This is a genomic window from Sporosarcina sp. USHLN248 (assembly GCF_037144575.1).
GTDB classification, from domain to species: Bacteria; Bacillota; Bacilli; order Bacillales_A; family Planococcaceae; genus Sporosarcina; species Sporosarcina contaminans.
In genome coordinates this window covers 12,446-31,864 of record NZ_JBBCZC010000023.1, presented here as the reverse complement: position 1 = coordinate 31,864, position 19,419 = coordinate 12,446, and the positions used below count along the sequence as shown (strand labels likewise).

The window sequence follows — 19,419 nt, the reverse complement described above, 5'->3', positions numbered from 1 at the left end:
AAAATGCCTCAAGATCGCACAAAAAAACTAACGGAAGAAGCATATCGGTTATCAAACTCCGCATAAACCACGATAAACAAGCATAATACCAAACATAAACTCATTATTCCCATCAACCTCGCAAAACGGTTTCCCCGCCCGCGCATAACGTACAGCAGAACCGCAAAACGTATTCCCATCCCCACATAACCTATTGCGGATCCCGCATAAAGCCCCGTATCCGCGCGAAACCCTTCTCGACTCCGCATAACACTAACAACCATTAAGCGAAAAATATGCTTGTCCCTCAGCTGTTATGCGCCGTTCAATCTATTTATGCGTTCTTTGAAGTAGTTATGCGTGTGCCCGGCTAATTATGCGCTTTTCAAGGGAATTATGCGTCTTAAGAAGCGTATATGCTTTGTCCGCGGCATTTATGCGTTTCTAAAGCTAAAAATGCTTTGGATCAGTCGCATCAATCTATTTCATCCGCGCATATCTTCCTTGCCGCATGCATTAAACGCTTCGCCAAAAAAATTGGCGAAGCGTTTCTCTTAATCGTATCAATCACCTTATGCAGGCGGGTCGGCAATGAACCTGTCGAATGACTTGCCGCTCGACAATAGGAACCCCTCCCCGAACCGTTGTGACTCATTGCCTCAACCTAAACACGCATTTCGTATCTCCCGCATAACATACATCCGCTGCAAGTAGCTGTTCACCTTCCTCGCATGTATTCAAAATAAAAATAGCGCATCCCCTTCAACAGGTTAGATATTGTCACTAAGATGACAACCACCTCCTTACCCGCCTTATTAGGACCCGCTATACTATGCCCATGATCACCACCATGAAAATGTTCTTACCGTATCTTATTCGGGGTGGTCTGTTAGGGTGTGTACGGCAACGTGAGCAAACTTTTGGATTGTTCGTTTCAGTGTCAGGACGGTTTATGTAGTAACTTGATGAGATCACATCCGTCAAATAGTGAGGAGGGATAGTTCATGAGGAAGTATTTATTAATAGCGGCAGTAGTTTTTATAATCGCTCTAACGGGGTGTAATCATGTTGAAACGAAAGTCGGGAAGCCGCCTGAAGTTTTTGTGAAGATTGGCGATGAAAATTATAGGACTGAGTTAGGTACGTATTGTTGGTCGGAAAACGGTATAGGTGAATGTGTTGATACAGCTGGTTCAATTGAGCTTTTGGCGGGAAAAACACCGATAAAAGTTAAGCCGGGTGAAGAGATTAAGTTTGTCATGGATTATGAACCAAAGCCAAATAAATCTTATGTTACACAAATGTTTAATGGCGAGAAAACGGAAATCGTTGTTGACGATCATCAATTTACCGCACCTACACAAAGTGGCGTTTATTATTATGATTATGGTGTCTGGTGGATGGATGAGAAGGAAGCAAATGTATCAAATGGTGATGCATTCTATGCCTTTGCAATAGAAGTGGAATGAATCCTTGCTTGTGTTGGAGCGTAAAGCAAGCAGATTGCTCTATAGAAAGCATTTTTGAAACCTACTTCTGCTCATCTTAATAAATTCTTCAGAAACATCATGCATGAATCTTCATCTTTTTTGTTGATAATGATGTTATCAAGGTAAAGGTGTGAGCGGAATGTTTAAAAAAAGCGTTGCAGTCTTGTTGATTGCGAGTGTAGCAGTTTTATTCATTATACGTGATAAAGATGCGAGGAAAGAGGCAGATCCTATTATAGCTGAAGCGCGTGCTGCATTCGTAATGGAAGCAGAAACGGGCAAGATTTTATATGAAAGCAATAGCGGGAATGCATACCCAATAGCGAGTATGTCGAAGCTGATGACGCAATATCTTGTTCTTAAAGCAATTAAGGATGGCGAAATTTCGTGGGACAGTGAATACAGGCCATCCGAAAATGCAATGAATCAGAGCAAGTATGCCGTTACATTAGGGATGGACCCGCAACAAACGTACACGGTCAGGGAGCTGTTTGAAGCGATGACGGTTGTTTCGGCAAATGACGCGGCCATTGCTTTGTCTGAGGTAGTGAGCGGGAGTGAAAAGGCATTTGTTAAGCGGATGAATGAGCAAGCAAAGAAATTCGGCTTACAAAATACTCATTTTGTTAATTCCACTGGATTGGATGAGGAAAAAACAAATATGGCAACAGCACGCGATGTGGCGGCGATCGCCCGTTCACTAATTGAGGAGTACCCGGAAGTGATCGATTATACGCGCATGACCGATGTGACGACTCGTGATGGTGTCCGTTTATGGAGTACGAATCATATGTTACCTGGCATGCCTGATGAAATGGACGGAATGGATGGATTGAAGACAGGCTACACGGAAGCTGCGGAGTCCTGCTTTGCGAGCACGGGAGTTTTCAATGGCAAGAGGATCATTACAGTTGTTATTGGCGTCGAAGCAGAGGGCGGCGATACGAATACTCCGCGTTTTGCACTGACAAGAAAATTAATTGACCACTACGTGTTAAACCAATAATTCGATTGGCCTCACATGCTATACTCAAAATAGATAGCAAGGGGGGGCGGAGAGTGTGAATCAAAACGAAAGAGCAGATTGGTTTAGAAAGTTTCCATTACTTAAAAAAGTGACAAGTCAACAAGAAGTTTTTTGGGTCAATCCGCGAAATGGGGATAGCGAAGAAGGGATCAAGCAGTCGGGCATTACTGCTGCCGATGTGAGGGATGCGAGTGAACGATTGGCAAGATTTGCGCCGTACATTGAGAAAGTATTTCCAGAAACGGCATTTGCAAATGGTATGATCGAATCTCCGTTAACAGCAATTCCTTTTGCGAAAGAGGCGTTATCAAATGAATATGGCATAGACATTCCCGGAAAATTATTATTAAAGCAAGATAACGAACTTCCGATTTCAGGGTCGATAAAAGCACGTGGAGGAATTTATGAAGTTTTGAAGCATGCGGAAACTTTAGCGATCCAAGATGGACGAATTACATATGATGAAAACTATGAAAAATTTGCTGAACCGGCAATGCGGGATTTATTTGCCAAGCATAAGATAGCAGTAGGTTCGACGGGGAATTTAGGATTGAGCATTGGCATTATGAGTGCTAAATTAGGGTTCAATGTGACCGTCCATATGTCTGCTGATGCGAAAGCTTGGAAAAAAGAGCTGCTTCGGAAGAAAGGCGTAACCGTCATTGAATATGCGGATGATTATAGCAAAGCAGTCGAGGAAGGTAGAAAGCAAGCAGAAGCAGATCCACTCTGTCATTTTATTGATGATGAAAACTCGCTGGATTTATTTTTAGGCTATGCGGTGGCGGGCGAGCGCCTTGCTGCTCAATTGAAGGAGATGGGAACAATCGTCGATGAAGATCATCCTCTTTTTGTCTATTTGCCATGTGGTGTAGGCGGTGGACCTGGAGGAGTGGCATTTGGATTGAAGTTGCAATTCGGGAATCATGTCCATTGCTTCTTTGCAGAGCCAACTAATTCGCCATGTATGGTGATCGGAATGATGACAGGATTGCATGATACAGTGAGCGTAGCGGATTTTGGTTTGAGCAATCATACGGCTGCAGACGGACTTGCGGTCGGAAGGCCATCGGCTTTTGTCGGCAGGAAAATGGAGTCTTTGCTTGCAGGGTGCTTCACCATTACAGATGAAACGATGTTTAATTTGCTTACAATGATTGCAGACACGGAGGCGATACGACTGGAACCATCTGCATTGGCTGGTATGACAGGACCTATTCAAACGATTCAACATGCGGCTCCGCTTGCAGATTCAAAAAATGCTACTCATATCGTTTGGGCAACTGGTGGCAGTATGGTTCCTGAAACCGAAATGGAGCAGTATTACGGAATCGGCAAGAAATAATTCGATTTATTTCCCGGGAAATCGACATTTTAGGGATTGAAGTAATAAGAAAGGAATTTCTTCCGCTTGGCTTGAAAACGCTTGCCGCGTGGATTGCAGTCTATGATCGGGACATCGTAGTGCCTTAATTTCCGTAGAGGGTGCAGAAATACGGCAAATCGAACTCGAAGGTGCCTTAATTTCTGCAAAGAACGCAGAAATACGGCAAATCGAACTCTTTGTTGTTCGATTCGTTGTTCGATTAACTGCGCGACCAGTGTCCTGCTGGTCTCAAGGCGGTGTGCGAGCAAATGTCAACAAGTTGAGAAGCAGAATATGAATATTCCGCCTTTTTGCTGTTGGTGCCTTCAATGTTCTTTATTTAAACATCCCATTGAACGTTGCAAAGTTTAGTCCCATAATAGAAGTATTGCAATAAAGATAGGATGAGAATAAATGAAAACGACACAGCATCGCCTGTTAAATCAAAATGCGAAAGATTTAAAGGGGATACCTGACCAATCTGTAGCGTTGGTTGTCACTTCACCCCCGTATCCAATGATTGAAATGTGGGATGAGCTTTTCATAGAGCTTCGCCCCGAAATAAAAGCACATTTAGACGAAGGCAGGTCTTATAAAGCTTTCAACCTTATGCATGACGTTATGAATGAAATATGGGAGGAAGTGGATCGCACTGTAGCACCACATGGTTTTGTTTGCATTAATATCGGGGATGCAACCCGCACGATCAACGGCCAGTTTCAAATGTATTCGAATCACTCGAAAATAATCGAGAAATTTGTCTCGATGGGTTATTCGGTGTTGCCGGACATCATTTGGCGAAAAACGACAAATGCGCCGAATAAGTTCATGGGCTCAGGGATGTTGCCTTCAGGAGCTTACGTGACATATGAGCATGAATACATTTTAATTTTCCGTAAAGGCGGGAAACGTGTATTTAAAAAGGATGAAATTCCGAACAGGCAGGAGAGTGCTTTCTTTTGGGAAGAGCGCAACAAATGGTTCTCTGACCTGTGGGAATTTCAAGGGAAGACACAGAAATTTAAAAACGTCGTTAGCACAAGAGAGCGTAGTGCTGCCTATCCATTCGAGTTGGCATACCGGCTCATTAATATGTACTCGACAAAAGGCGACTATGTTTTAGATCCGTTTGTCGGAACTGGCACGACCATGTTTGCCGCCATGTGTGCAGAGCGGAACAGCTTTGGAGTAGAAATCGATCCACTGTTATCGAAAACCGTAGCAGAAAACGCCTTGCTATTGAAAAGCGACTTAAACAAAATCGTAACAGATCGTGTGGAACGACATGCGGAGTTTGTCATTCAAGAAATGGCTGCGGGCAAAGATAAATGGTACGATAACGACTATTTAAACGTACCTGTCAAGACACGACAAGAAGTGAATATTAAGCTCTCATTAATCGATTCGATTGAACAAACTGAGGATGGCATCATTGTTAAGCATGTGGATTTAAATCCTCTTCAATAAAAATATCAACTCCACCGCTTGAGTTTTTTCGGTATGTAACAATTGATGCTTCAATTTGTTCTCCTAACTGCTTCATCAGTTCATAAGTTTCTGGCTTAATCGAAATCGGTGTCGAGCCGATGTAACCGTCAATCCCTTTGCTTTCTTCTTCAACCGATGATGGACGGTACGGAAGCTCAAAATGCTCGCTTAATTTTTGCAAAATCGCTTTTTGGAAGTACATGCCGTTAAATGTCTTATCGATCAAAATATCGTCAAGCCATTGATCGATCAACTGCTCATCAATTAAATCAATCGCTTCTTTCAATCGTTCCACCTGAGGTAAAATCCGGGCTTTTGCACGTGCTTTTGCCTCAGGTTCTTTGTTTGTATACCAGTTTTTCCATCCTTCTACAGTTGGATCATCTGTCTCTTCGAGATAAAGCGGAAAATAATCCGCCATGGAGCCGACGACTTTCGGTCTCGTACCATGCGCATTGCTATTCGCCAAATTGATTAACTGCGTTGTATATTTCGGAAACACTTTCTTCTCTGTATCATTCGCTGATGCAATATAATCTTTATTAATGCTGCTAATTTTCTTCATGACGAATCCCTCCAATGATGTAGATTCCCTTATAGTATCTAATTTTATTATAACAATGTTTGTTTTGGAATAGAGAATTCATTAAGACAATTCCGTCCTGTTTCATTTAATGATAAATGGGTAAAGAGACGGGAAGAAAAAAATTGGAGGGGCCATTTCGTGAAATTTCCTATGGAAGAAAGTCAACAAACAAATTGTAATACAGAATATGAACCGTTGAAACGCGTCATCCTATGTCAACCGGAATTTATGGCAATCGAAGACGTAATTAACGATGTTCAAAAAAAATATAAAGATGAGAATATTGACATCGATCTTGCAATGAAACAGCATGCGGAATTTGAAAAACTGCTCATTGCACATGGTGTAGAAGTCATTAAACTACCCGCTTCTGAGCAATTTCCTGAGCAAGTTTTTACTCGTGACATCGGATTTACAGTTGGAGAGGATGTGTTCGTCGCAGAAATGGCAAGCGACATCCGAAAAGGGGAAGAAGAGGCACTCGAAGAATTTTTGGAAGACGAAGAGATTCCTTATCAAACGACAATAGATCGGGTAGAGGGTGGGGATGTTATTGTCGACCGCAATCGGGTTTACGTTGGCATTAGCAGCAGAACATCTGAAAAAGCGGTCCGCAATTTACAAAAGGATTTGCCGGAATACGACATCATTCGCATTCCTTTCAACGAAAAGTACTTACACTTGGACTGTGTTTTTAACATTTTGTCGCCAACTGTCGGTCTCATTTTCCCAGAGGCGCTGACGAAGGAAATAGTGGACAAATTATCAGCCGAGTACGATCTTATCGAAGTATCGGCAGACGAACAATTTACAATGGGAACGAATGTATTATCGATTGGCAATCGGAAAGTATTCAGCTTACCGCAAAACAAAAAAGTAAATGAAGCCATGCGAGCCAAAGGATTTGAGGTCATCGAAGTAGACTTCTCGGAAATTATTAAATCCGGGGGATCCTTTAGATGCTGCTCGATGCCGCTCAAAAGGGAATAGACAAAACCTCACGCAAATAACGCGTGAGGTTTTTCTTCGAAAACGCATAAATCATAATAAAATTGCATAATGCCAATGAATCCCTCATAAGTCATTTGCAAAGTCGCATAATGCGAATTAACCTCGCATAAAGCCATTATGACATCGCATAACCGGGGATCATCAACTGCATAGCTTTATAGCCATTTCAAGGCGGTGCAAGACAATGTACTGGATGGAGAAAGTTATTTCATCACCGATTACAAGGATGATTGAACAAGGAAAGCCATGTATTTCATTTATAGATGAGATTTTAAAAGGTACGAATACAATTGAGCGAATTTCTGCTTCGCTGCGATGATGGAATGGCTCTCTGCCAATAAAGGAATGAGCATTATAGCGTCACATGACATTGAGCTGACTGAAATAGAATAGCATCTGTATACTAACTATCATTTTCGTGAAACAATTAATAATGGAGAAACTCACTTTGACTACAAAATTCATAATGGCCCTTCTGAAACACGGAACGCCATTAAACTGCTGGACTTGTATGATTATCCGGAAAGCCTCGTTACAACAGCCAATTTTCTTTCCTCAAACTTTACTAAAAACCGTATGTGGGATGAAATTCATGCATCACCGAGCAAACGAGGCATTGCCACAGCAAAGCTCCACTGTTGACAAATTACCCACCTGGGTATATTATTGATTTAAGTAAAGCGGCCGACAATTGTTAGCCCTTTTCTTTTTAATCAACAATATACCCCCAAGGGTAATAATAAGAAAGGAAGATTTGAATGTCTGAGGTGAAGAAAACGACCATTGTTCTTTTTAGTGGCGATTACGATAAAGCAATGGCTGCGTATATTATCGCGAACGGGGCAGCGGCATACGATCACGAAGTAACGATATTCCATACATTTTGGGGATTGAACGCATTGCGGAAAGAAGAATTGATTCCAACGAAAAAGGGGTGGTTGGAAAAAATGTTTGGCAAAATGATGCCCCGAGGTGCAGATAAAATGGGCATTTCCAAAATGAACTTTGCAGGTATGGGTCCCAAAATGATTAAACATGTCATTAAAAAACATAATGCGATGACTTTGCCACAACTTATTGAGATGGCGGAAGAACAAGATATTAAATTAGTCGCATGCACGATGACGATGGATTTATTGGGGCTTCAACAAGAGGAATTGTTAGATGGGATTGAATATGCCGGTGTTGCAGCTTATCTTGGTGATGCTCAAGACGGCAATGTGAACCTCTTTATATAAATTTTTTTACTTATAAATATACCCGCCTGGGTAAAAGGAGAGATTGAATTGATTCGAACAGATCGCGTTATTGATGCCAAGGGACTAAGTTGCCCAATGCCGATTATAAAGACGAAAAAAGCAATAAAAGAAATGCAACCAGGCACTGTTTTGGAAGTGTTAGCGACCGACAAAGGATCTACTGCCGATTTGAAGGCTTGGGCAGAAAGTTCGGGGAATCAATATTTAGGAACAGTTGAAGCAGATGGCACGCTTAAACATTACATCCGTAGATCGGGGGAGGAAGAATTGCGTGAAAAAAAGTTTCCGCAAGTAGTTTCAAATGATGAATTATTGACGGCTTTAAACGATGAAAATGTTCAAATTATCGATGTTCGTGAATATGCAGAATATGCATTTGAACATATAAAAGGTGCCATTTCGATTCCGATTAGCGATTTGGAAAGCAAGATGGAGCAACTTGATAAAGAAAAGGCGATTTATGTCGTTTGCAGGACAGGAAACCGAAGCGATATGGCGTGCCAACAATTAGCTGCAGCGGATTTTCCAAATGTAAAAAATGTTGTGCCAGGGATGAGTGAATGGAACGGACCAACCGAAAAGTCTATAGAGGAGGAAACAAAATGACTGTACAAGCAATAACAGCAAGCGAATTAACAAGAAAAATACGTGAGAGAAAGCCATTATTCGTATTGGATGTCCGCAATGCCGATGCTTTTGCGGATTGGAAAGTGGAAGGTGTCAGTATTGAACACCTTAATATTCCGTATTTCGATTTATTGGACGGAGTTGAAGAGATTATGGACCAACTTCCAGAGGATCGCGACATTGTTGTTGTTTGTGCGAAGGAAGGTTCTTCTGTAATGGTTGCAGAAATGATAGCGAAAGAGGGGCGTAATGTTCATTATCTATCGGGTGGCATGAAAGCGTGGAGCGAGCATTTAGAACCTATAAAAATTGGCGATTTGACCGGCGGTGGGGAGCTGTACCAGTTCGTTCGTATCGGTAAAGGCTGTCTATCTTATATGATCATTTCAAATGGTGAAGCAGCGATTGTCGATGCGACAAGAATGACAGATGTCTTTATTCAATTTGCGAATGAAAAGAACGTCAAGATTACAAATGTGTTAGATACCCACCTCCATGCAGATCATATTTCTGGTGGCCGACATATTGCAGAAGAAGTGGGCGGGACGTATTGGCTACCGCCTAAAGACGCGGAAGAAGTGACTTTCACCTATAGACCGCTTCATGATGGAGATACGATAACAGTCGGAAATTCAGTTATTGCAATTCAGCCTTTGTACTCCCCAGGGCATACGATTGGCTCTACCTCTTTCATAGTTGATGATACGTATTTAATGTCTGGCGATATATTGTTCATCGACTCAATAGGTCGCCCAGATTTAGCGGGTCTTGCAGAAGATTGGGTAGGGGACTTGAGAGAGACGCTTTATGAACGATATCGCAATCTATCAGAGGATTTAATCGTTCTGCCTGCGCATTTCATGGTGATGGAAGAGTTGAATGAAAACGGTTCTGTTGCCGAAAAACTTAGTGTGTTGTTGAAGAATAACCATGGTCTAAATGTTGAAAAGGAAGAGGATTTCCGTCAGTTGGTCACGGGTAATTTGCCGCCGCAGCCAAATGCTTATCAAGAGATCCGGAAAACGAATATGGGGCATATTACCCCTGATGAAGAGACGCAACGCGAAATGGAAATTGGCCCGAACCGTTGCGCAGTACGATAAAAAAGGAGAGATAATGAAATGGACGTAAAAAAAGTACTGGATGCAAAAGGATTAGCTTGCCCTATGCCAGTTGTGCGGGCAAGAAAGGCAATGAAAGACTTGGAAGCAGGAGAGATTTTAGAAATTCACGCGACTGATAAAGGGTCGGTTGCAGATATGGCAGCATGGTCCAAATCTGGTGGACACAAGCTTTTGAAGCAAACAGAAGAAAATGGTGTCTTTCTGTTTTGGATTCAAAAAGGTTGATGATGAACAGGGTATCGTACTAGATGCCCTCAGCTTGTTGACAAACGCTCGCATACTGCGAATTGAACGGCGAAGGGTTCGATTTGCCTTAATTTCTACGTTCTTTGGAGAAATTAAGGCACCTCTAGGACGTGGCGTTCTTAAGTTGTCTTCCATGAAGCGTTTTCAAGCTTAGCTGACAAACATCTATCTCATGACTAAAAACCTTAAAAAGACTGTAGACAAAGTGAAAAGATACTTTGTTTACAGTCTGAGGGTATCTTACTAGATGCCTTTCTTTATTTGAAAGGATGATGAAAATGGATGTTGCATTCATAATAACGCTTTTCCTTATCGGATTCGTTGGTTCCTTCCTATCTGGAATGGTCGGAATCGGAGGATCGATCATTAAATATCCGATGCTGCTCTATATTCCACCTCTGCTTGGAATGGCGGCCTTCACTGCACATGAAGTGTCTGGCATTAGTGCTATCCAAGTGTTTTTTGCGACAATTTCTGGTGTATGGGCGTATCGCAAAAGCGGATACATCAATAAGACGCTTATCATTTACATGGGAATAGCGATTTTAGCTGGCAGTTTTATCGGTGGATATGGATCAGACTTGCTTTCCGAGAATACCATCAATCTTATCTATGGGGTTTTGGCTACGGTTGCAGCGATTATGATGTTCATCCCGAAAAAGGAGTTAAACGATGTTTCTGCTGACCAATTGACGTTCAATAAATGGCTTGCCGCCGTTTTGGCATTCGTCGTTGGGGTAGCGGCAGGAATTGTAGGGGCCGCGGGCGCTTTTATTTTAGTGCCTATCATGTTGGTGATTTTAAAGATACCAACGCGGGTGACGATAGCAACTTCGCTCGCCATTACGTTTATTTCTTCTATCGGAACTACGGTTGGAAAGATTGCAACAGGGCAAGTTTTATATGGCCCTGCGTTCATTATGGTTGTTGCAAGCATCGTAGCTGCGCCGATCGGGGCAAAAATCGGACAGAAAACAAATACGAAAATATTAACTGGTTTATTAGCAGCGCTCATTTTAGGAACTGCCATTAAAATCTGGGTGGATTTTTAGTAGGATAAAAGAATGTTTTCAAGATTTGTGCGCATACCTCTTGTCCTCATACGATGTTGACGTATTCTACAATGAAGGGATGGACGTGACTAAATATGGGCAGGAGGTTTAAGTCATGTCATTATTTTTCGAGGATGAAATTCGGAAAGTGCAAAGCAAGATTGGCCCGGACGGTTTGAAAGAGATGATGGCGCAAGATCCTCGACGCAATGGTCAGTTAGAGAAAAACAACTCGACCAATTGGAGTCTAAGTGGAGTGCGCCTTGATCCGAAGGAACGCTTATAACATAACAAAAACACTTGTATCAGAAGCGTAGATACAGGTGTTTTTTTATCCTGTCCAGCATAACTGCACCGTCGATTTAATACATTGAAACAATGATAAATAGAAAGGATGAGGCATTGAAACGCGTTCTTTTATTTACCGCAACGTTTTTTGTAGGAACCGTGTTAGGCATAATTGTCACAGTCATTATGGAATCACTTTAATGGCGGTGGATGTTGACGAATACAGAATTGATTTTCATGCAGTTGCTAAGCTTAAAAGTTGATTCGCTTGAAGTGTGCACCGCTCGAAGAAAAAGCTGTTTCTCTAGAAAGAAGTGCGTCGCCGCTCGAAGGCAGTTCGCAATCGCTTAGCCAGAAGTAAATTGCTCGATGTAGTATCGCGCCCGTTCGAATATGTAAGCAGAACGCTTGAAAATGGCTTCCAACCGCTCAAAAACTCACAATTCACCGCTCGAATGCAACAGCAGCCTAAACCATATTAATTTGTCATCATGTAAATGAGCATTCTTACTATGCATTACTGTATGATTTGCTGTAAAGCTTTATCAATCGTCTCATATTTAAATTGAAATCCTTCCTTCTCCAAACGATCAGGGACAACCCAGCGGCTTTTCAAAATTAGTTCTGTTTCAGTACGTATTATAACGGCGCCTATTTTGAGCATCCATTTAGGGGAGGGGAGGCCGAACTTTCGATTCATTGTGCTGCGTAATTGTGCCATGAGCTCCCGATTTGTAATGGGATATGGCGCTGAACAGTTGAAGACACCCTGCAGTTGCTCGTTTTTCTTTAGAAATAAGACGATTCGGTACACATCTTCTATATGGACCCAGCTGAACATTTGGCTGCCGGTGCCTTGTACGCCACCCAAGCCGAAACGGACAAGATTCATATAAGGCTCCATGACTCCGCCGTCTTTTCCTAAAACGATGGCGATCCGCAATGCGACTTTTCTTGTCTTCGGCAGGTCAAATGCAAAAAGGGATGCCTCCCATGCTTTCGCGACGTCGACTGAAAAGCCGCTTCCAATTTCTCCGTCTCTCTCTGTCATTGGCCGATCTTCCGCATGCCTGTAAATCGTAGCGGTGCTTGAATTGATCCACAGAGGTGGAGGGGTGCTGCAAACAGATAGGGCATGCCCCAATAATTCGGTAGTTTCTGTTCTTGATTGCATAATCTCCTTTTTGTTCTTTTCGTTGTAACGGCAATTGACCGTTTTTCCTGCAAGATTGATGAGCATTTCTGAGCCTTCCAATGCCTCCACGATTCGCGCGTGATTCCGCCAATTGATATGCTGTGGATTTCTTGAAATCATAATTACTTCATATCCTGAATCCACGAATTTCTTTTCAAAATATTGGCCGATGAAACCAGTGCCTCCAGCTATGACAATTTTCTTTTTCATCTCATCCACTCTTTCAGTCTATTCTTACTGAATAGGACGGCAGATTGTTTGAAAAAGGTGCCTGCATGGTCATAGGGATTTATTTAGATGAATCCTCAATAAGTTCTTTAGGACAGCGAAATCTTCTGAATAATACATACTTTACTAAATAGAAATGGTAAAATAGAGGAAGAGATGGGGTGTTTGAATGGGAAATGAAGAAAAAATTTTGATACTAAGGAATTTGACGATGACGTATGGCAATCATACGGTCTTAAACGGCATAAATCTTGAGGTTGGGCATGGAGAAATTATCGGATATATCGGTCCGAATGGAGCAGGGAAAAGTACTACAGTAAAGATTATGCTTGGTCTACTTCAAGATTACAAAGGACAAGTGGTCCTGTTTGGAGAGGATATTTCATCTGGAAATCCTGCTTACAAGCGGAGAATTGGCTATGTGCCGGAGCAAGCGGAAGTGTATGATAACTTGACAGCGATGGAGTATTTGACATTTACAGGAGAGTTGTATGGGCTTGACCGTTCGTTTGCGGAACAAAAAGCGAAAAAGCTTATGGAAGAATTTGAATTAGGGGATGTGTTGCACTCACGTCTTTCTTCATTTTCAAAAGGAATGAAACAGAAAGTGCTTATCATTTCGAGCTTGCTGCATAATCCGGATCTGTTATTTTACGATGAGCCGCTTAGTGGGTTGGATGCCAACAGTATGATGATCATCCGGGAAATGCTTGCTCAGCTTGCAGCTCAAGGGAAAACGATCTTTTATTCCTCGCATATTATGGACATCGTCGAGAAGATTAGCAACCGGATCGTATTGCTCTTTAACGGATCCATCGTGGCGGATGGCAGTTTCGAAGAATTGCAGGCGATGAGCGAGAAAGGTTCGCTATCGGATATCTTCAATCAATTGACAGGCTTTACGGATCATGAGAGCAGGGCGGCAAAATTCATTTCCATTGTTGAGGATGGCGATACGAATGAGTGAGTTCCGTTCGATTGTCTTTCTTTCCAAATTCAAAAGGCTCTTCAACAAGGCTGGCGTCGATTACGATGCGATGGAAACGATATTGCGCATGAAGCTGACGATGGACGGCAGAAGGGTTCCAACGATCTTCAATGATACGAAGAAAAAGAAAGAGGGCAATCAATTCCTCAAATCATTATGGGTCTATGCAATCTATGGACTCATGCTTGTGCCGTTCTTGTTTTTCGGAGCCGACAATGCAATTTTCCAAATGAGCATCATTTATAGCATGGTTCTTTTCATTTTAACGACTACGATGATTTCCGACTTTTCCTCGGTGTTGCTTGATTTGCGTGATAAGACGATTTTACAGACGAAGCCGGTCAGTTCAAGGACAGTCAATACAGCAAAAGTGATCCACATTATGATTTACATGTTTTTCATAGCCGGATCTTTCGTCGCAGTTCCGATTGTAGTCGGCTTGTTTAGAAATGGCATACTGTTTACTTTGCTCTTCATTGCCACATTGTTTCTTGCAATGCTTTTTATCGTCGTTTTCACGACATTACTGTATATTGCGGTGCTGCGCTTTTTTGATGGCGAAAGATTGCGGGACATCATAAATTATATGCAAATTCTTTTATCGATCGGTATCATCATCGGATACCAAATTGTCATCCGTCTCTTTAATGTAGTTGATATGGATCTAACGTACACATTTAGCTGGTGGCATGTTTTCCTTCCGCCGATGTGGTTTAGCGGTCCGTTCGAATTGATTTTAAATCAAAACTATGCTCCGGAGATCATTCTATTCTCGGTACTTTCGGTTCTTGTTCCGGTCCTGTCCATGCTTCTCTATACGAAGCTTATGCCGGCCTTTGAACGCAATATGGATAAACTCATGACCAGCACGAAAAACAGGACGCGAAAAAAGGAATGGTGGGTGAATTTCTGGGCGCAACTATGTTGCAGGTCACGAGAAGAGAAGATGTTCTTCCGTTTCGCTTCTTTGATGATGAAACAGGAGCGAGATTTCAAGTTGAAAGTGTATCCGTCCCTCGGTCTTTCGATCGTATTTCCGTTCATCTTCATTTTCACGGATTTACAAACGAAGACTTGGGCAGAAATCGCAACAGGAAAATCGTACATGTATATTTATTTTGCCAATATGATGATTCCACCGATCATCAACATGTTGAAGTATTCCGCGAACTACAAAGGCGGCTTCCTATTCAAAACAACGCCGATCGAGCAGCCAGCAATCGCCTATAGCGGCGCGCTGAAAGCGTTTTTAGTGAAGCTGTACGCACCGATATTTGTACTGCTTTGCATCGCGCTCATGGCCATCTACTCGTGGCGGATTGCACCAGATTTATTTGCAGTGTTATTGGGTGCGGTTTTACAGACGCTGCTGACGTATAAGTGGCTTGGAGGGGGAAAATTCCCGTTTACGGAATCGGCCGAGTTTGCACAATCGGAAGGATCTGGCCCAGTCATATTGCTTAGTTTGGCTGCAGGTGCGTTTGTCATCATGCATTTCATCGCAAGTGCATTTACAGTGGGCATTTATATTTACATCGTCCTTCTATTAGCTGTCACTCTGCTTGGCTGGCGCAACGTCTTCAAAATGAAGAAAACAGCCTAAATGTTTCATGCACACGTACCGACACAATAAAAAACGCCACCTTTTGCGGGTGGCGTTTCAGACTGTAGAAAAAGTATCTTTTCACTTTGTCTACAGTCATTTAAAGGTTTGTAGTCATGAGAAAGGTGTTTGCCCAGCTTGGCTTGAAAACGCTTGTCAAGGAAGGCAACCTAAGAACGCCACCTATTACAGGCGGCGTTTCCTTTATTCTTGAGTTTCTGTAGCCGTTTCTTGATCTTCCTGCGGCTTTGCCCGATATACAATGAAGGAAAGGAAGATTGCTACGATGGATATGGCGAAGGAGATGAAATAAACAAGCTCCACACCAGCTACCATAGCCAAATTGTTCGTTACAGGGTCATCAGGCGTCGCAGAGTTTTCTAAGAAATGCAATTTCCTGGCATTTAAAATACTAATGAAAACGGACACACCGATTGCTCCGGCGACAGGCTGCAACGTTGACATTACCGCCGTGCCATGAGGATAAAGTCGCTTCGGAAGCTGATTCAGTCCGTTCGTTTCGGCAGGCATCATAATGGCAGATACAGTAAGCATGATCAAAATGTATCCAACGACAACGACCCAAACTGGCGTATCGACCGTCAACCGACTCATCATGAACATCGTTCCGCTTAAAACGAGCGTTGCCGGAATCATTAACACGCGCGGCCCAAATTTATCGAAAAGATGACCCATAAATGGCGACATGATACCGTTTAAAATACTGCCGGGCAATAGCACTAATCCAGCTGCTGCAGCAGTAAGAGCGAGCGGTCCTTGCATATAGAGCGGCAAGATGATTTCCGAAGCGAACATGGCCATAATGATAATTAAAAACATAATGACCGCATGTGTGTACATTGGGTATTTAAATACGCGTAAGTCCATGACAGGCTCTTCCAACTTCAATTGCCTTAACGCAAATAATACAATCCCAACGATACCTAAAATGATAAATATGAATACATTCGGGCTGCTAAATCCATTGGCGCTCTCACCGAACGCACTAAAACCGTAGACGATTGACCCAAATCCAATTGTAGAATAGACTAACGAGATTACGTCGATCTTTGGCTTTGTCACTTCAGAAACGTTAATTAAGTATTTGTAAGCAAAAGCGAGTGAAAATACGGCAAACGGAATTACTGTGATAAACAGATAACGCCATCCCAAATATTCAACAATGATACCAGATAACGTTGGCCCAAGTGCTGGCGCAAACATGATCACTAATCCAACTAACCCCATCACTTTGCCTCGACGTTCCGGCGGGAAAATAAGCAAGAATACGTTGAAAATGATTGGCATCAATAAACCAGTTCCAACAGCCTGAATCAATCGGCCGACCAATAAAATTGAAAACGTAGGTGCGCAGGCGCTAATAATGGTTCCGATTGTGAAGACAGTCATCGTTCCTAAAAACAGTTGACGAGTCGTAAACCATTGCAGAAGCAGCGCTGAAATTGGAATGACGACTGCCATGACAAGCATGAAGCCTGTTGCCATCCATTGCACCGTTGGCAATGATATAGAGAACTCCTCCATTAAAGTAAGGAGTGCAATATTTAATAATGTTTCATTTAAAATTGCAAAGAAAGCTCCAATAATGAGCGATAACATAAGCGGCATTACTTTTACATTTGGATTATCCGCTAGGTATTCATATTGTTTCTGTTCCAAACAAAAAACTCCTTTCAACGATCCGTTTTGCAGGAAGGCTTTCTTGTATGAAAGCGGACGAAAAGGAGCATTCCTGTATTGGGAAACCAATTATCAGGAAATAAAAAAAGAGGGAATAACCTCCCTCTTAGTTTGTTTATGGATTTTTGACAAAAAGGCAGACCGATTCCGAACACTTCGCACACATGCAAAGCCTTCCTAAGCTATTCAATTAGCTACGAGAAGAAACTCGGAATTTGATAGTTGCCATTTGAAAACCCTCCGTTCGAAAAATGTAGGCCTATAATAACATACAAATAGGTGCCTGTGCAAGGTTTAATTCAGAAAATACATTTCAATTGCACAAAAAAGAAATATGGAGGCTCAACCAATCCGTACTAAATGGACTTCCATTTGTGTTCCGATAGGCACCGATATCGTACCAGCACAATGCTATGCCAATTGCTGTTCAGCAAACTCACGGTATAGCGGATGTGTTGCGGCCAATTCTTCATGTGTGCCGCTTCCGGTAATGCGCCCTTTTTCGATAAAAAGTATTTTATCTGCATGGACGATCGTCGATAATCTATGAGCAATGACGAATGTTGTACGTCCTTCCATTAAGCGGCTTAGCGCCTGCTGGACAACGCCTTCTGACTGACTGTCAAGGCTTGCGGTCGCTTCGTCCATCATGAGCAATTTAGGGTCTCGCAGGAAGGCTCTTGCGATTGCGATCCGTTGCCGTTGACCGCCGGATAGCTTCACACCACGTTCGCCGACTTCCGTATCAAGTCCTTTCGGAAAATCACGAATGAACTGATCGGCATACGCCATTTCGGCGACTTTCCATAATTGGTCATCTGTTATTTCATGGGGATTTTCCAAACCGTATGTCAAATTCTCCCGAATCGTGCCAGCCATCATAGCGCTCTCTTGCGCAACGTATCCGATTTGGCTGCGCCAAGAAGCGAGTGAAACATTTTGGATTGGTGTATCTCCGACGAGAATTTCTCCTGTAGTTGGTTCATAGAAACGTTCCATTAGACCAAACACAGTCGTTTTTCCGCCGCCACTCGGTCCTGCAAAAGCGATCATTTCACCAGGATTCGCTTGGAATGAAATGCTATCCAACACCGGCTCTTCCTCTGTGTAAGAGAACGATACATCCTTCACTACAATTGGCTGATTGGCAATGTCTTTCACAACGCCATCCTGCCCACTTTCAAGCGGTAGTTCCATAATTTCAATAATCCGTTCCGTTGCACCTTTCGCTTTTTGCAACTGCGTAAAGAACATCGCAAACGTTGTAATCGGCATAATGATTTGGAATAAATAAAGCAGGAAAGCGACGAGCGTTCCGGTGGACATCGCCCCGCTCGCAACACGCATTCCTCCGTAGCCAATGATCATGACGATGATAAGCATGACAACAAACTGCATAATTGGTGCAACCAACGCGAAAATTTTCGCTTCACGCAACCCGAATTTCAGAAGTCTGCCAATGCCTTCCAACCCTTTTGCTTCTTCATCCTTTTCCGCGGTTGACGCTTTCATAAGGCGGATTTCGCTAAGTGTTTGCTGAACACTTCCTGTAAACGCCGCTGTTTCATCTTGTAAACCGCGTGATATTTTCGCCATCCTTTTCCCTAATGGAATCATAACAATTAAAGTGACCGGCACTGCAATCAGCATGATCAGCGTCATCTTCCAATCCATGATGAAGAGCAATGTAACGGCACCGATGATGGAGATCATACCGGTGATGAATTGTGGAAAATGATCGGTAATTAAATCTTTAACGACACTCGTATCATTGACGACGCGGCTCACGGTTTCTCCGCTTGACGTCTGATCGTAATAACCGACCGGCAAGCGCACGAGCTTAAGCCACATCCGTTCCCGCAAACTTGCAACGATTTTCTGCCCGACCGCAGCAAGCAAATAAATCGAAATCCCGCTTATAATCGCTTGAACGACAAAAGCTACACCAATTGCGATGAGCAAAGGCATGCTTAAAGACGATACAGAAAAGCCGTCAACCAAATTTTTTGTCAATATAGGCACGACCAACCCTGCGAGCGTCGTAATGATGCTTGCCGATAACCCGATGAATAGAGCACCTTTCGGGATTTTCGTCGATAAAATTAATTGTATAAAAGGTTTTAATCCGTTTTGTTCCTTATTCAAATAAAACCCTCCTTTA

18 protein-coding genes are annotated in these 19,419 nt (G+C 42.6%); 14 read left to right on the top strand and 4 right to left on the bottom strand.

The window, feature by feature from the left end:
• The first annotated feature begins 983 nt into the window (after positions 1-983).
• From WFH04_RS10835 to WFH04_RS10820, 4 genes are all read left to right on the top strand, one after another.
• The gene (locus tag WFH04_RS10835; protein ID WP_336824065.1) at positions 984-1,448 is read left to right on the top strand and encodes a hypothetical protein; all 465 of its coding nucleotides are present in this window, start codon (positions 984-986) and stop codon (positions 1,446-1,448) included.
• A 160-nt stretch (positions 1,449-1,608) separates the two neighbouring features.
• Positions 1,609-2,475, top strand: a complete 867-nt coding sequence (locus WFH04_RS10830) for a D-alanyl-D-alanine carboxypeptidase family protein (RefSeq protein ID WP_336824064.1) — start codon at positions 1,609-1,611, stop codon at positions 2,473-2,475.
• A gap of 55 nt (positions 2,476-2,530) precedes the next feature.
• A complete protein-coding gene (gene dsdA / locus WFH04_RS10825) occupies positions 2,531-3,841 on the top strand; it encodes a D-serine ammonia-lyase (RefSeq protein WP_336824063.1) in 1,311 nt (436 codons plus the stop codon).
• A 435-nt stretch (positions 3,842-4,276) separates the two neighbouring features.
• Positions 4,277-5,329, top strand: coding sequence for a DNA-methyltransferase (locus tag WFH04_RS10820; protein WP_336824062.1), 1,053 nt, complete (start codon positions 4,277-4,279; stop codon positions 5,327-5,329).
• Here the strand turns inward: WFH04_RS10820 and WFH04_RS10815 are convergent.
• Positions 5,298-5,915 (bottom strand): MjaI family restriction endonuclease, encoded by a 618-nt coding sequence (locus WFH04_RS10815; RefSeq protein WP_336824061.1) that lies wholly within the window; start codon positions 5,913-5,915, stop codon positions 5,298-5,300. The two genes, WFH04_RS10820 and WFH04_RS10815, sit on opposite strands and share 32 nt — an antisense overlap.
• 171 nt (positions 5,916-6,086) lie before the next feature.
• Here WFH04_RS10815 and WFH04_RS10810 point away from each other — a divergent pair, with 171 nt between their 5' ends.
• The 8 genes from WFH04_RS10810 to WFH04_RS10775 all read left to right on the top strand — a co-directional run bounded on the left by WFH04_RS10810 (position 6,087) and on the right by WFH04_RS10775 (position 11,541).
• Positions 6,087-6,926 (top strand): dimethylarginine dimethylaminohydrolase family protein, encoded by an 840-nt coding sequence (locus WFH04_RS10810; RefSeq protein WP_336824100.1) that lies wholly within the window; start codon positions 6,087-6,089, stop codon positions 6,924-6,926.
• Between the two features lie 205 nt (positions 6,927-7,131).
• Complete coding sequence (locus tag WFH04_RS10805) at positions 7,132-7,266, top strand: hypothetical protein (RefSeq protein ID WP_336824060.1); 135 nt, start codon at positions 7,132-7,134, stop codon at positions 7,264-7,266.
• A 439-nt stretch (positions 7,267-7,705) separates the two neighbouring features.
• Entirely contained in the window at positions 7,706-8,185 is a 480-nt protein-coding gene (locus WFH04_RS10800; protein ID WP_336824059.1) for a DsrE/DsrF/DrsH-like family protein, read from the top strand.
• A gap of 48 nt (positions 8,186-8,233) precedes the next feature.
• Positions 8,234-8,812: a sulfurtransferase TusA family protein gene (locus WFH04_RS10795; RefSeq protein WP_336824058.1), complete on the top strand. Its 579-nt coding sequence runs from the start codon at positions 8,234-8,236 to the stop codon at positions 8,810-8,812.
• Positions 8,809-9,936, top strand: coding sequence for an MBL fold metallo-hydrolase (locus WFH04_RS10790; protein ID WP_336824057.1), 1,128 nt, complete (start codon positions 8,809-8,811; stop codon positions 9,934-9,936). Before WFH04_RS10795 ends, WFH04_RS10790 begins: the two co-directional genes overlap by 4 nt.
• 18 nt (positions 9,937-9,954) lie before the next feature.
• Positions 9,955-10,182 carry a sulfurtransferase TusA family protein gene (locus WFH04_RS10785; protein WP_336824056.1) on the top strand — a complete coding sequence of 76 codons (228 nt, stop codon included), beginning with the start codon at positions 9,955-9,957 and terminating at the stop codon, positions 10,180-10,182.
• Between the two features lie 299 nt (positions 10,183-10,481).
• On the top strand, positions 10,482-11,255 hold the full coding sequence (locus WFH04_RS10780) for a sulfite exporter TauE/SafE family protein (protein WP_336824055.1): 774 nt from the start codon (positions 10,482-10,484) through the stop codon (positions 11,253-11,255).
• A gap of 115 nt (positions 11,256-11,370) precedes the next feature.
• Positions 11,371-11,541 carry a hypothetical protein gene (locus tag WFH04_RS10775; protein ID WP_336824054.1) on the top strand — a complete coding sequence of 57 codons (171 nt, stop codon included), beginning with the start codon at positions 11,371-11,373 and terminating at the stop codon, positions 11,539-11,541.
• A 519-nt stretch (positions 11,542-12,060) separates the two neighbouring features.
• Here WFH04_RS10775 and WFH04_RS10770 read toward each other — a convergent pair.
• On the bottom strand, positions 12,061-12,948 hold the full coding sequence (locus WFH04_RS10770) for a TIGR01777 family oxidoreductase (protein WP_336824053.1): 888 nt from the start codon (positions 12,946-12,948) through the stop codon (positions 12,061-12,063).
• A 187-nt stretch (positions 12,949-13,135) separates the two neighbouring features.
• On the opposite strand from WFH04_RS10770, the gene WFH04_RS10765 reads away from it, so the two are divergent.
• Positions 13,136-13,933: an ABC transporter ATP-binding protein gene (locus WFH04_RS10765; RefSeq protein ID WP_336824052.1), complete on the top strand. Its 798-nt coding sequence runs from the start codon at positions 13,136-13,138 to the stop codon at positions 13,931-13,933.
• Positions 13,926-15,557 (top strand): hypothetical protein, encoded by a 1,632-nt coding sequence (locus WFH04_RS10760; protein WP_336824051.1) that lies wholly within the window; start codon positions 13,926-13,928, stop codon positions 15,555-15,557. Before WFH04_RS10765 ends, WFH04_RS10760 begins: the two co-directional genes overlap by 8 nt.
• Before the next feature lie 204 nt (positions 15,558-15,761).
• Here WFH04_RS10760 and WFH04_RS10755 read toward each other — a convergent pair whose 3' ends face one another.
• Entirely contained in the window at positions 15,762-17,186 is a 1,425-nt protein-coding gene (locus tag WFH04_RS10755) for an MDR family MFS transporter (protein ID WP_336824099.1), read from the bottom strand.
• A 483-nt stretch (positions 17,187-17,669) separates the two neighbouring features.
• On the bottom strand, positions 17,670-19,403 hold the full coding sequence (locus WFH04_RS10750; protein WP_336824050.1) for an ABC transporter ATP-binding protein: 1,734 nt from the start codon (positions 19,401-19,403) through the stop codon (positions 17,670-17,672).
• Positions 19,404-19,419 lie beyond the last annotated feature (16 nt).